The 12522-nt window shown below is 70.0% G+C and carries 12 protein-coding genes; 11 read left to right on the plus strand and 1 reads right to left on the minus strand.

Features of this window, described 5'->3' with window-relative positions; all coding sequences use genetic code 11:
- Window positions 1-245: 245 nt before the first annotated feature.
- From grpE to D7V97_RS30320, 4 genes are all read left to right on the plus strand, one after another.
- On the plus strand, window positions 246-1139 hold the full coding sequence (gene grpE, locus D7V97_RS30305) for a nucleotide exchange factor GrpE (protein ID WP_120614117.1): 894 nt from the start codon (window positions 246-248) through the stop codon (window positions 1137-1139).
- Window positions 1140-1141: 2 nt separating this feature from the next.
- The gene (gene dnaK, locus D7V97_RS30310) at window positions 1142-2971 is read left to right on the plus strand and encodes a molecular chaperone DnaK (protein ID WP_120614118.1); all 1830 of its coding nucleotides are present in this window, start codon (window positions 1142-1144) and stop codon (window positions 2969-2971) included.
- 89 nt (window positions 2972-3060) lie between these two features.
- Window positions 3061-3366 (plus strand): hypothetical protein, encoded by a 306-nt coding sequence (locus D7V97_RS30315; RefSeq protein WP_120614119.1) that lies wholly within the window; start codon window positions 3061-3063, stop codon window positions 3364-3366.
- Between the two features lie 52 nt (window positions 3367-3418).
- Window positions 3419-4909 (plus strand): serine/threonine-protein kinase, encoded by a 1491-nt coding sequence (locus tag D7V97_RS30320; RefSeq protein WP_233583320.1) that lies wholly within the window; start codon window positions 3419-3421, stop codon window positions 4907-4909.
- A 46-nt stretch (window positions 4910-4955) separates the two neighbouring features.
- Here D7V97_RS30320 and D7V97_RS30325 read toward each other — a convergent pair whose 3' ends face one another.
- Window positions 4956-5675 (minus strand): YsnF/AvaK domain-containing protein, encoded by a 720-nt coding sequence (locus tag D7V97_RS30325; protein WP_120614120.1) that lies wholly within the window; start codon window positions 5673-5675, stop codon window positions 4956-4958.
- A gap of 354 nt (window positions 5676-6029) precedes the next feature.
- Here D7V97_RS30325 and D7V97_RS30330 point away from each other — a divergent pair, with 354 nt between their 5' ends.
- The 7 genes from D7V97_RS30330 (at window position 6030) to D7V97_RS30360 (ending at window position 12377) form a co-directional block, all read left to right on the plus strand.
- Window positions 6030-6455, plus strand: coding sequence for a YsnF/AvaK domain-containing protein (locus D7V97_RS30330; RefSeq protein WP_120614121.1), 426 nt, complete (start codon window positions 6030-6032; stop codon window positions 6453-6455).
- Between the two features lie 134 nt (window positions 6456-6589).
- Window positions 6590-7798 (plus strand): ABC transporter substrate-binding protein, encoded by a 1209-nt coding sequence (locus D7V97_RS30335; protein ID WP_120614122.1) that lies wholly within the window; start codon window positions 6590-6592, stop codon window positions 7796-7798.
- Between the two features lie 20 nt (window positions 7799-7818).
- A complete protein-coding gene (locus tag D7V97_RS30340; protein WP_120614123.1) occupies window positions 7819-8739 on the plus strand; it encodes a branched-chain amino acid ABC transporter permease in 921 nt (306 codons plus the stop codon).
- Window positions 8739-9806 (plus strand): branched-chain amino acid ABC transporter permease, encoded by a 1068-nt coding sequence (locus D7V97_RS30345; protein WP_120614124.1) that lies wholly within the window; start codon window positions 8739-8741, stop codon window positions 9804-9806. Before D7V97_RS30340 ends, D7V97_RS30345 begins: the two co-directional genes overlap by 1 nt.
- Window positions 9803-10690, plus strand: a complete 888-nt coding sequence (locus D7V97_RS30350; protein WP_120614125.1) for an ABC transporter ATP-binding protein — start codon at window positions 9803-9805, stop codon at window positions 10688-10690. The genes D7V97_RS30345 and D7V97_RS30350 overlap by 4 nt, the downstream gene beginning before the upstream one ends.
- Window positions 10687-11439, plus strand: coding sequence for an ABC transporter ATP-binding protein (locus D7V97_RS30355; protein ID WP_120614126.1), 753 nt, complete (start codon window positions 10687-10689; stop codon window positions 11437-11439). Before D7V97_RS30350 ends, D7V97_RS30355 begins: the two co-directional genes overlap by 4 nt.
- 179 nt (window positions 11440-11618) lie before the next feature.
- A complete protein-coding gene (locus D7V97_RS30360; RefSeq protein ID WP_233583321.1) occupies window positions 11619-12377 on the plus strand; it encodes a hypothetical protein in 759 nt (252 codons plus the stop codon).
- The last annotated feature ends 145 nt before the right edge of the window (window positions 12378-12522 follow it).

Genomic DNA, 12522 nt, shown 5'->3' on the forward strand with positions numbered 1-12522 from the left:
GAGCACTGGCAAGGCCCCGGGCACCAAGTCCATCGGGCGCAAGAAGGCCGCCGCGGCCCCGGCTGCGGCCCCCAAGGGCGCCAAGGCCACGAAGAAAGCGGCTTCCAAGAAAACGTTGGGTCGCAAGAAATCCGCGCCCGGAGCGTGAAGTTCCGCTGCCTGTGGATTGCGTCGGGCTCCCGACAGGGGCCCGGGCATCCTTCACCCTCCGGGTCCTGTTGGATCGCTCCCCGACGCGTGAGATAGTGCGCGCCGTGTCAGGCACCCATGACAAGGGCAGCATCCAGACGGACATCGGGCAGGACGTGATCGACGAGGCGGTTCGCAGCGTCGAGCGTCGGATGGACGAAGACGCGGACACCGCAGGCCCGGAGACGGAGGTGGAGGTGGAAGTCGCCGCCTCCACTCCTGACGCGGGCGCGGACGCCTCCACCCCCGAGGTCCCTTCCCCCACCGAGGACTCGGCCGCGCTCCGCCAGGAGGTCGAGTCGCTGACCGCGCAGATCGAGTTCAGCCAGGCCAAGGCCCGTGAGACGCTGGAGCGCTTGAAGGAAGCGCACGAGCGCGCCAAGGACTTCCAGGAGCGCGCCCTGCGCGCCGCCGCGGACCTGGAGAACTACCGCAAGCGCGCCCAGAAGGAGAAGGAGGACGTCCAGAAGTTCGGCGCGGAGAAGCTCCTCAAGGACCTGCTCCCCGTGATGGACAACCTGGACCGCGCGCTCGACGCCGCCAGCAAGTCCACCGACTTCGACAGCTTCCAGAAGGGCGTGGGCATGACGCGCAAGTCCTTCGAGGACGCGCTCGGCCGCCACGGCGTGAAGGCCTTCAGCGCCAAGGGCCAGCCCTTCGACCCGCGCCTGCACGAAGCCATCCAGCAGGTGGAGACCGCCGACGTCCCGTCGGGCCACGTCGTCTACGAAGTGGCGCGCGGCTTCCACCTCAATGACCGGCTCGTGCGCCCCGCGATGGTCGTCGTCGCCCGGGCACCGGAGCGCGCCGCGGCACCGGAGGCCGCCGCGGCGCCCGCGCCGCCCGCGCAGGCCCCGGACGCGCCCGTCAGCACGGATTCACAGCCTGGCAGCAGCGAGGCGCCGGGGGCGCCCGCGGATTCCGACAGTTCCTCCGGGGGGAGTCAGTAGTCATGGCGAAGGTGATTGGTATCGACCTGGGCACCACCAACTCCTGCGTCGCCGTCATGGAAGGCGGCGAGCCGGTGGTCATCCCCAACAGTGAGGGCAGCCGCACCACGCCCTCCATGGTGGGCTTCACGGACTCTGGCGAGCGCCTGGTGGGGCAGATCGCCAAGCGGCAGGCCATCACCAACCCGGAGAACACCGTCTTCGCGGCCAAGCGCCTCATCGGCCGCAAGTACGACTCGCCCGAGGCCCGCAAGGCCATTGGCGTGAGCTCCTTCAAGGTGGCGCCCAGCCCCAACGGCGACGCGTGGGTGGAGATCCGCGGCAAGGGCTACAGCCCGCCGGAAGTCAGCGCCATCGTGCTGATGAAGATGAAGCAGACGGCGGAGGACTACCTCGGCGAGCCCGTCACCGAGGCGGTCATCACCGTCCCCGCCTACTTCAACGACAGCCAGCGCCAGGCCACCAAGGACGCGGGCCGCATCGCGGGCCTGAGCGTGCTGCGCATCATCAACGAGCCCACCGCCGCGGCGCTCGCGTACGGCCTGGACAAGGTGAAGGACACCGCCACGGAGCGCATCGCCGTCTACGACCTGGGCGGCGGCACGTTCGATATCTCCATCCTGGAACTCAACGCCGGCGTCTTCGAGGTGAAGAGCACCAACGGCGACACGTTCCTCGGCGGCGAGGACTTCGACCAGCGCCTCATCGACTACCTGGCCAAGCGCTTCGCCGAGAGCAACAACGGCATGGACCTGCGCAAGGACCGGATGGCGCTCCAGCGCCTGAAGGAAGCCGCCGAGCGCGCCAAGCACGAGCTGTCCAGCGCCCCGGAGACGGAGGTGAACCTGCCGTTCATCACCGCGGACGCGTCCGGCCCCAAGCACCTCACGGAGACCATCGACCGGTCCACCTTCGAGGCGCTCGTCGCGGACCTCATCGACCGCTCCATCGAGCCGTGCCGCATCGCCCTCAAGGACGCGGGCGTCACCGCGCAGGCCATCAACCAGGTGCTCCTGGTGGGCGGCATGACGCGCATGCCGCGCGTGCAGCAGAAGGTGAAGGAGTTCTTCGGCAAGGAGCCCCACAAGGGCATCAACCCGGATGAGGTCGTCGCCGTGGGCGCCGCCATCCAGGGCGGCGTGCTCAAGGGCGAGGTGAAGGACGTCCTCCTGCTGGACGTCACGCCCCTGTCGCTGGGCGTGGAGACCGCGGGCGGCGTGTTCACGAAGATCATCGACAAGAACACCACCATCCCCTGCAAGAAGGGCCAGGTGTTCTCCACCGCGGTGGACAACCAGCCCCTCGTGTCCGTGCACGTCCTCCAGGGCGAGCGCGAGATGGCGGCGGACAACAAGACGCTCGCGCGCTTCGAACTGGTCGGCATCCCGCCCGCGCCCCGCGGCGTGCCCCAGATTGAGGTGTCCTTCGACATCGACGCGAACGGCATCGTGCACGTGAGCGCGCGCGACCTGGGCACCGGCAAGCAGCAGCAGGTGCGCGTGGTGGGCAACTCCGGCCTGTCGGAAGCGGAGATCCAGACGATGATCTCCGACGCGCAGTCGCACTCCGTCGACGACAAGAAGAAGAAGGAATTGGCGGAGCTGCGCAACAACGCGGACGGGCTCATCTACACCACGGAGAAGAGCCTGGAGGAGTACGCCAACCTCCTGTCGGAGAAGGACCGCGAGGAGATCAAGGCGGACCTGGAGCGGCTGCGCTCCATCCTCAACACCTCCGACGCGGGCGCCCTGCGCGAAGCCTTCCAGCGCCTGGAGGGCAGCGCCTACCGCATCGCGGACGCCATCTACAGCGACCAGGCCAAGTCCGGCTGACGGGACGAAAAAAGCGCCGGGCTGCAATGGCCCGGCGCCGCCGTTCGTAGGTCGGGGGTCTACCCCACTCCACCCAGGAGCCGCCCCCCATGTCGCCCGAAGAAGCCATCGTCAGCATCGTGATCGTCGCCATGGTCATTGGCATTCCCTTCCTGGGACTGACGCTGCGCTTCGTCCTCAAGCCCGTGGTGGACACGTGGCTGCGCGTGCGCGAGGCCCAGTCCAACGGCGCCCCGGTCGCGGAGCTGGAGGCGCTGCGCGCCCGCGTGGCGCACCTGGAGCACATGCTGGACCTGCACGGCATGCTTGAACGCCCGGGTGCCGGCCGCACGAGCAGCCCGGAGCTGCCGGAGCGCCTGCCCACGGCGGTGCGCCTGGACCGCGAGCGCGTCTGACCCCACCTCCCGGGCGCTTCACGGCGCCGGCTTTTCGGGTATTGATGGGAGCGTGGAGTTCTCATCCCCCGACGAAGAGCTGGCCTTCCTGCGCGGCCTGACGGCCGTGAACCGGATGGCGGACGACATCCTGGAGGACTGCCTGGAGCGGGGCCTGGACCTCGACACCGGGCTGGATGTGTTCCTCACGCAGTGCGCGCGGATGGTGCACGCGAGAGCGGGCTTCGTGTCGCTGCGGGGCACGCGCGGGCCGGTGCTGACGCGGGTGCTGGGCGAATTGGGCGCGGACGTCTTCGAGGCTGCCCACTGGAGCGGCCCCAAGGTGCTCCGCGATGGCCGCACGCTCTTCTGCCAGCAGCTCACCCTGGGGCGCATCAACCTGGGCGGGCTGGGGCTGGTGGTGGAGGGTGACTTCGCGGACGGCGGCGCCCGGGTGATGGGGCTGGTCGCGGCGATTGGTGAACAGCTCGACTCGGCGGTGCTGGCGTTCCTGGCGCTCACGGACGGCCGCGGGCCGCTGGAGCGGCTGGATGAATTGGACGTGGAGGGCACCCCGGTCCAGCGCGGGCGCATTGGCCGCTACGAGGTCGTGAAGCCCCTGGGCACGGGCGGCATGGCGCAGGTGCTCATCGCGCGCACGCGCGGGCCGGAGGGCCTGGGACGGCTGGTGGCGCTCAAGCGCATCCTGCCGCACCTGACGGCGCAGCCGGAGATGGTCCAGCAGTTCCTGGACGAGGCGCGCATCGGCCTGCGGCTGTCACACCCGAACCTCGTGCACGTCTACGACTTCGGCGAGGCGCAGGGCGCCTACTACATCGCCATGGAGCTGGTGAACGGCATCGACCTGGACCGGCTCCTGCGCGCGCTCAAGGGCCCGGTGGAGCCGGCGGTGGCGTCGGCGGTGGTGTCGCAGGCGTTGCAGGGGCTGCATGCCGCGCACTCGCTCAAGGGCGAGGACGGCGCGTCGCTGGAGCTGGTGCACCGCGACCTGTCGCCGCACAACCTGATGGTGGGCTTCGACGGCCAGGTGAAGGTGCTGGACTTCGGCGTGGCCAAGGTGCGCGCGCAGCGCACGGTGACGCTGCCGGGCATCGTGAAGGGCAAGCCGCTCTACATGTCGCCGGAGCAGGCGCTGGGCCAGCGGCTGGACGCGCGCAGCGACCTGTTCGCCATGGGCCTCATCCTCTACCAGGCGCTCACCGGCCGCCGCGCCTTCGAGCGCGATGACGAACTGGCGTCGATGAAGGCCATCTGCCAGGACAAGCTCACCCGGCCCCCGGAGGTGCCGGTGCCGCTGTGGAACGTGCTGTCGGTGGCGCTGTCCAAGGCGCCCGAGTCCCGCTTCGAGAATGCCCACCACATGGCGGACCGGCTGGTGGCCGCCTGTCCGCCCGCGCGCGACACGGCGCTGGCGGCGCTCACGGGCCGGCTCTTCCCGGACCGGCTGCGGGACTTCCAGCGCGCGGAGACCGGGGACCACCGCCGGGAGGCGGCGACCCGCGCCACCCCGGGTACGGGTCCCGGGGTGGGGGACCGGCGCTGAACGCTGCACCGTGGGCGCCGGACGGAGGCGTGAGCGTGCTTCACGCTCAACGACGCTTCAGCGGATCATCCGAGGGCGCGTTGTAGCCGACGCGCTGCTCGTCCACGTTCCCCTCGGTGCGCACGTCCACCTCTTCGTGGCGCAGCGGCTCGGAGATGCGCTGCTCCTCCTCGATGGCGTCCTTGTGGATGACGACCTCCTCGTCCACGACGGCGCGCTTGGTCACCTCCGCCTGCTCGGCGCGCAGCGGGACGGAGATGGTCTCCTCCTGGAAGGAGGCGTTCATGGCCGGCCTGCCGGGCGTCACGTCGCGGCGCTCCACGCGCACGCGCTCGCGGCGCAGCGGTACGTCCACCGCCTCCTCCTCCACCACGACGTCCTTCTTCACGCGGACCTCTCCCGCCTGCTGGTCGCGCTTGATGACGTCCATCTCCTCGCGGTGTACGGGGATGGCGATGTCCTCCGAGGCGCGGCCCCGCAGGGTGGTGTCGGTGCCCATCGCGGCGCGCTCGTTGATACGGGTGTCCGTCGCGCCCATCCGGGCGTCGTCCGACAGGGAGTTCAGGGCCTCCTTGCCATGGTTGAGGTAGATCTCCCCGTCGCGGATGTCGCTCACCTCGGCGTACCGCACGAGGTAGTCCTTGGGGAAGAACAGCCCCTTCTCGATGTGGAACTCGCCCTCGCTCACGGCGAAGACCTTGCCGAGCTTCTCCCCATCGCTGCTGCGGACCGTCATCCCTTCCCTGATGTCGTTGCGCTGGATCATGGCTGGCTCCTTGTGGACTGCGTTGGGGTTCGGTGTGACGTGGCGGTGGCCGCCTTCGCCATCCCCAGGAAGGTGGGGACAGGTGGGGCAGTGGAAACCCCCAGCGTGGATGATCCGGGGGCCCGGTGTGTCGCCTGCTGGGGGGCGGCTCCAGCGGGCTCTGACTCACCCCTTCCTCCCAGGAAGCGTGCGGACCCGCCGCTGCACCGCCATGCCCTGTCCACGACGGTCCAGGGGACCCACTGTTTCGGGAGGACCCGGGTGCGCGTCCCGGAGGAAGCAGCCAGGAGGCCGGCTCGAAGTGAAGAGCGGGGGCCTTCCCGGCGGGAACATTCCTGACAGGAGCGAAGGCATATGGAACGCAAGGACGCGGTCGACGCGGTCATCGAGCTGGCGCACGAAGAGGCCGAGCCCCAGCCCCGGGTGCTCGAGACAGGTCGGGTGCGGCTGCGCAAGGTGGTGCGCACGGAGATGCGGCACTTCAGCATCCCGGTGCGGCGCGAGGAGCTGGTGGTGGAGCAGGTGGACGGGGAGGACCTGGAGCCGGGGGCTCCCGCATCCTTCGACGGGGAGGCCTCCAAGGAGGACCGCTTCGTCATCCCCCTCTGCGAGGAGCAGGTCGTCTTCACCAAGACGCCCCACGTCTGGCAGGAGGTGGAGGTCACCCGGACCTTCATCGAGGATCACGCCCGGCTGAACCCGAGGCTGCGCCGGGAGCGGGTCCAGGTGGAGGGTCCGGACGTCGCCGGGCCCGACAGCTCCCCAGACGGGCTGCACTGACGGGCTGCGCTCCTGAAGCACCTTCTGGAGGACGGGACGGGGCAGGGGGGATACGCTGTCCGCTTGACCCATGGGGAGGGCTCCCCTAGAAAACCGGGGCTTTGCAGTCTTCTCCCCCCGGAGGGAACCCCCGCATGCGACGACTTGCCCCGATGCTCCTCGCCGCGCTCGCTGTCCTGGCGGTCGCTTGCGAGAAGAAGACGCAGCCCACGGGAGAGGGCAACAGCCAGCCGGCGGCGCAGGCCCCGGCCACGGCGCAGGGCGGTCCCGTCCCCGCGGGCAATGACGTCATCGTCCTGGGCGAGGTCGGCGCGCTGACGGGCGGACAGGCGACCTTCGGCATCTCCAGCCGCAACGGCATCGCGCTGGCGCTGAAGGAGGCCAATGCGGCGGGCGGCGTGAGGGGCAAGAAGCTGGCGGTGCGCGTCTACGACGACCAGAGCAAGCCCGAGGAGGCGGCGCAGGCCGTCACCCGGCTCATCACCCAGGACAAGGTGGTGCTCATCCTGGGCGAGGTGGCGTCGTCCAGCTCGCTCGCCATGGCGGAGAAGGCACAGGCGGCCGGCGTGCCGATGATCACCCCCTCGTCCACCAACCCCACGGTGACGGAGAAGGGCGACAACATCTTCCGCGTCTGCTTCATCGACCCGTTCCAGGGCTTCGTGATGGCGAAGTTCGCCAGGGAGAACCTCAAGCTCAACAAGGTCGCGGTGCTCCAGGACAACAAGAGCGCCTACTCCATCGGCCTCACGGAGGTGTTCCGCCAGAAGTTCGCGGAGATGGGCGGGAAGATCACCGGCACGGAGAGCTACAGCCAGGGCGACACGGACTACCGCGCGCAGCTCACCGCCATCAAGAAGACGCAGCCGGAGGGCATCTACGTGCCGGGCTACTACAGCGAGGTGGGCGTCATCGCCCGCCAGGCGCGCGAGCTGGGCCTGAAGGTGCCGCTGATGGGCGGCGACGGCTGGGACTCCGAGAAGCTCTTCGAGCTGGGCGGCAGCGCCATTGACGGCAGCTACTTCTCCAACCACTACTCGCCGGACAACCCGGATCCGCGCGTGCAGAAGTTCATCGCGGACTACAAGGCGGACAACAACGGCGCGGTGCCGGACGCGCTCGCGGCGCTGGCCTACGACGCCGCGCGCGTCGCCGTCGACGCGCTCAAGCGCGCCCCGGACACCAGCGGCCCCGCGCTGCGAGCGGCCATCGCGCAGACGAAGGACTTCCCGGGCGTCGCGGGCGTCATCACGCTGGACGCGAAGCGCAACGCGGTGAAGTCCGCCGTGGTGCTGAAGGTCGCGGACGGCAAGACCTCCTACGTCACCACCATCGCCCCGTAGTCCAAGGGCCCCCACCCGGCATGTCGCAGCTTCTCCAGCACCTCATCAACGGCCTGGCCTCCGGCACCATCTACGCCCTCGTCGCCCTGGGCTACACGATGGTGTACGGCGTCCTCAAGCTCATCAACTTCGCCCACGGCGACGTCATGATGGTCGGCGTCTACATGGGCTACGCCACCGCCTTCGCCCTCGGGCGCGAGGCCCAGCGCTCCCTCTGGGGCGTGGTGGTCATCTTCGCGGTGGCCATGGGGGGCTGCGCGCTGCTCGGCTTCCTGATCGAGCGCTTCGCCTACCGGCCGCTGCGCGAGAAGCCGCGCCTCACCGCGCTCATCACCGCCATCGGCATCTCGTTCGCGCTGTCGTACGGCTTCCAGCTGGACATCGGCTTCCTGCCGGGCGCGTCCCCCCGGGCCTTCCCGGAGGTCATCGTCCCCACCGAGTGGTTCATCGTGGGCGACCGCGACGTGGTGGTGTGGAACTGGCAGGTCATCAGCTTCCTCATCGCGGTGAGCCTGATGGGCGCGCTCCAGTTCCTCGTGTACCGGACGCGCTTCGGCAAGGCGATGCGCGCGGTGTCCTGGGACCACCGCACCGCGGCGCTGATGGGCATCCCCACCGACCGCATCATCGCGCTGACGTTCATGCTCTCCAGCGCGCTGGCGGCGGGCGCGGGCCTGCTCTACGCCATCAAGGACACGTCGGTGAGCCCGCTGATGGGCCTGTACGTGGGCCTCAAGGCCTTCGTGGCGGCGGTCATCGGCGGCATCGGCAACGTGCCGGGCGCGGTGGTGGGCGCGCTGCTGCTGGGGCTGGTGGAGGAGTTCGTGGTGGGCTACGCGGCCAGCACCTGGCGTGACGCGGTGGCCTTTGGCTTCCTCATCCTGGTGCTGCTCGTGAAGCCGGGCGGCCTCTTCGGCCGGGTCGCGGCGGAGAAGGTCTGATGGCGACCCCTGGCGCGACGACCCTGTCCGACGACACGGGCCCTATTCCCCCGGCCTTGCGCGGCATCCTGCCCGTGCTCCTCGCGCTGCCGGTGCTGGCGCTGGCCGAGTGGACCCTGGGCGCCTCCCCCTTCGCCACGTACCTGCTGTCCGTGGTGGGGGTGAACATCATCCTCGCGGTGAGCCTCAACATCGTGAACGGCATGACGGGCCAGTTCTCCATTGGTCACGCGGGCTTCATGGCGGTGGGCGCGTACATCGCCGGCGTCACGTCGCTGTCGCTCAAGGAGATTGGCATCCCGGGCGTGCCGGTGGCGGTCAGCGACCAGCTGCTCTTCGTGGAGGCGCTGCTCGCGGGCGGCGTCAGCGCGGCGCTGTGCGGCTTCCTCGTGGGGCTGCCGTCCCTGCGGCTGCGCGGGGACTACCTGGCCATCGTCACCCTGGGCTTCGGGGAGATCATCCGCGTCTTCGTGCAGAACACGGAGGCGTTCGGCCGCGCGCTGGGGCTGTCGGGCATCCCGCAGTACTCCAGCGTGGCCATGGTGTACTTCTGGGTCTTCCTGGTGGTGCTGGTGGCCCGGCGCATCGCGGGCTCCAGCCACGGCCGCAGCCTGTGGGCCATCCGCGAGGACGAGGTCGCCGCGGAGGCCATGGGCGTGGACACCACGGGCTACAAGGTCCGCGCGTTCGTCATCTCGTCGTTCTTCGCGGGCATCGCGGGCGGCCTGTTCGCCCACTTCGTGCCCATCATCAACCCGGGCTCGTTCACCTTCGTGAAGTCCATGGAGATCGTCGTCATGGTGGTGCTGGGCGGCCTGGGCTCCACCACGGGCGCCATCGTCGCGGCCATCTTCCTCACGCTCCTGCCGGAGGGCCTGCGCTCGCTGTTCGGCGCCATGGGCGCGGAGGGCAGCCTCGCGCAGAAGGTGGATCAGATCCGCATGCCCGTGTACGGCATCCTGCTGGTGGTGCTGATGCTGGCCCGGCCGCAGGGCCTGTTCGGCACGAAGGAGCTGTGGGACGTGCTGCCGCGCTGGCTTCCCCGCAAGAAGAAGGGGCTGACATGAGCGCCGTGGTTCCGGTGGACTCCCAGGCCCCCGCGTCGGATGCGCTGCTCCAGGCCTCCGGGGTGAGCATCCGCTTCGGGGGGCTCAAGGCCCTCACGGACTTCAACCTCACCGTGCGGCAGGGGGACCTGCTGGGCCTCATCGGGCCCAACGGCGCGGGCAAGTCCACCGCGTTCAATGTGCTCACCGGCGTGTACCAGCCCACCGAGGGCGAGGTGCGCGTGGCCGGCAAGAAGGTGAACGGGTGGCTGCCGCATGAGATCAACCACCTGGGCCTCGCGCGCACCTTCCAGAACATCCGCCTGTTCCGCGCGCTCACCGCGCTGGACAACGTGAAGGTGGCCTGCCGCGCGCAGGGCGCCCTGCACCCGCCGAAGCGGGGCCGGGTGGCGAAGGCGGGCACGGCGCTGCGCAACTACCGCGACTGGTGGCGCGCGCTGATGCTCACCCCCGGCTTCCAGGCCGAGGAGCGGGAGCTCACGCGCCAGGCGGAGCACCTGCTGGAGGTGATGGGCCTGTCGCACCGCCGCGACGAGGAGGCGAAGAACCTGCCCTATGGCGAGCAGCGCCGGCTGGAGATTGCCCGCGCGCTGGGCACGAAGCCCCGGGTGCTGCTGCTGGACGAGCCCGCGGCGGGCATGAACACGCGGGAGAAGGCGGACCTGATGGTGCTCATCCGCCGGCTGCGCGACGAGTTCTCGCTGGGCGTGCTCGTCATCGAACACGACATGAAGTTGGTGATGGGCATCTGCGAGACCATCACCGTGCTGGACCACGGCGAGACCATCGCTCGGGGTGCCCCGGCCGCGGTGAGAAGCGACCGCAAGGTCATCGAGGCGTACCTGGGCGACAGCTACCTGGAATCCCACGGAGGCGCGGCGTGAGCGAGCCGGTGAAGGTGCTGGGCGAGCGCCGCGCGTTCGCGCCGCTGCTCACGGTGGAGGGCATCCAGGTGCGCTACGGCGCCATCCAGGCGCTCCGGGGCGTGTCCCTGCAGGTGGGCAAGGGCGAGATGGTGGCCCTCATCGGCGCCAATGGCGCGGGCAAGACGAGCACGCTGCGCGCGGTGAGCGGCATGCTCAAGGCGTCCGCGGGCCGCATCACCCTGGAGGGCAAGGACACCACGTCCCTCAAGGCGCACCAGCTGGTGCCGCGCGGCATGGCGCACGCGCCGGAGGGGCGGGGCATCTTCCCGAACCTCACCGTGGTGGAGAACCTGGAGCTGGGGGCGTACCTGCGCAAGGACACCGCCCAGGTGCTGCAGGACATGGAGAAGGGCTTCACGCTCTTCCCCGTGCTCAAGGAGCGCAGGCGGCAGCTGGCGGGCACGCTGTCCGGTGGCGAGCAGCAGATGCTGGCCATCGCCCGGGCGCTGTTGAGCAAGCCGCAGCTGCTGCTGCTGGACGAGCCGTCGCTGGGGCTCGCGCCGCAGGTGACGGAGACCATCTTCCGCACGCTGCGCGAGGTGAACGCCACGGGCGTCAGTGTGCTGCTGGTGGAGCAGAACGCGCACCTGGCCCTCAACGCCGCGCACTACGGCTACGTGCTGGAGACGGGCGAGGTGGTGATGGCGGGGCCCGGCAAGGCGCTGCTGGACAGCCCCGAAGTGCGGCGCGCGTACCTGGGCGAGTAGTTCCCAGGCCGACCTTCCGGCCCCGGCGCGCTGTCCGCCCCCGGACGCTTCCGGGGGTGGGGGCGCCGCCAGTTCCTCGCGAGACGGTGAAACTCGGGTAGTCAGCGGCGGAGCACTTCGTCTAGCGTCTGACAGGACATTCCGTGTCCCCCTCATCATTCACATCAGGAAGCGTGCCCATGCGTCCGTTGTCCCGCCTCCTCCTCGCCTCGCTCACCACCCTCGCGCTCATTGCCGGCGCGTGCGCCAGCCAGCAGAAGACCGACGGCACCGGGACCTCCGGTGGTGGCGACGGTCGCCAGGCCGTCTCCACCATTGAAGAGGTGCCCAACGAAGGCGGCGCCGCCGCGCCCGCGGGCCCGGAGTTCAAGCCCTACGACGCGCCGGAAGGCTTCGGCATCGGGATGCCCGCGGAGCCGCAGATTGCCCGCAAGCAGATCCCGCTGGGCGCCGGCACGGTGGCCACCGCTTCGTACTCGGCGCGCGCCAATGAGGTCCTCTACTCCGTCAGCATCGCGGACTACCCGGAGAAGCTCGTCGCGAGCCGTCCTCCCGAGGCCCTGCTGAACGAGGGCCGCGACGGCCTGGCGAAGGAGGTCCAGGGCACGCTCAAGGACGAGCAGGACATCACCCTGGATGGCTACCCGGGCAAGTCCTACACGGTCAGCTCGCCGGTGGCGGGTGAGATCAAGGCGCGCAACTTCCTCGTGGGGCCGCGCCTCTACACGCTGCTGGTGCTCTTCAACCCGAACACGGGCGCCCCGGTGGCGGATACGTTCCTCACGTCGCTGAAGCTCGTCAACCCGCCTCCCGCGCTGACGTCGACCGTGCCGGACGCGGGCACGCTGGACGCGGGCACGCTCGAGACGGCCGTGGACGCGGGTACGGCCACGCCGGACGCGGGCACCACCACGCCCCGCCGCCGCAAGACGAAGTAGTCGCTGAGTGTTGGCGCGGGCGCTCCCGTGAAGACGGGAGCGTTGCTCCCCCGCCGTCCATCCCTACCTTCGGCAGTGGGGACGACGGGGGAGAGTCACGATGATGGCCTGGGTGGGGGCCCTGCTGACCACGGTGGTGGCGGCG

The sequence above is a fragment of the Corallococcus sp. CA053C genome (assembly GCF_003611675.1).
GTDB lineage: Bacteria > Myxococcota > Myxococcia > Myxococcales > Myxococcaceae > Corallococcus.

Excerpts from the sequence above, each read along its gene's own strand:
- D7V97_RS30360 (WP_233583321.1), top strand. The coding sequence starts at position 11,619 with ATGCGTCCGTTGTCCCGCCTCCTCCTCGCCTCGCTCACCACCCTCGCG.
- D7V97_RS30350 (WP_120614125.1), top strand. The coding sequence starts at position 9,803 with ATGAGCGCCGTGGTTCCGGTGGACTCCCAGGCCCCCGCGTCGGATGCG.
- D7V97_RS30315 (WP_120614119.1), top strand. The coding sequence starts at position 3,061 with ATGTCGCCCGAAGAAGCCATCGTCAGCATCGTGATCGTCGCCATGGTC.
- dnaK (WP_120614118.1), top strand. The coding sequence starts at position 1,142 with ATGGCGAAGGTGATTGGTATCGACCTGGGCACCACCAACTCCTGCGTC.
- D7V97_RS30345 (WP_120614124.1), top strand. The coding sequence starts at position 8,739 with ATGGCGACCCCTGGCGCGACGACCCTGTCCGACGACACGGGCCCTATT.
- D7V97_RS30335 (WP_120614122.1), top strand. The coding sequence starts at position 6,590 with ATGCGACGACTTGCCCCGATGCTCCTCGCCGCGCTCGCTGTCCTGGCG.
- D7V97_RS30330 (WP_120614121.1), top strand. The coding sequence starts at position 6,030 with ATGGAACGCAAGGACGCGGTCGACGCGGTCATCGAGCTGGCGCACGAA.
- D7V97_RS30325 (WP_120614120.1), bottom strand. The coding sequence starts at position 5,675 with ATGATCCAGCGCAACGACATCAGGGAAGGGATGACGGTCCGCAGCAGC.
- D7V97_RS30340 (WP_120614123.1), top strand. The coding sequence starts at position 7,819 with ATGTCGCAGCTTCTCCAGCACCTCATCAACGGCCTGGCCTCCGGCACC.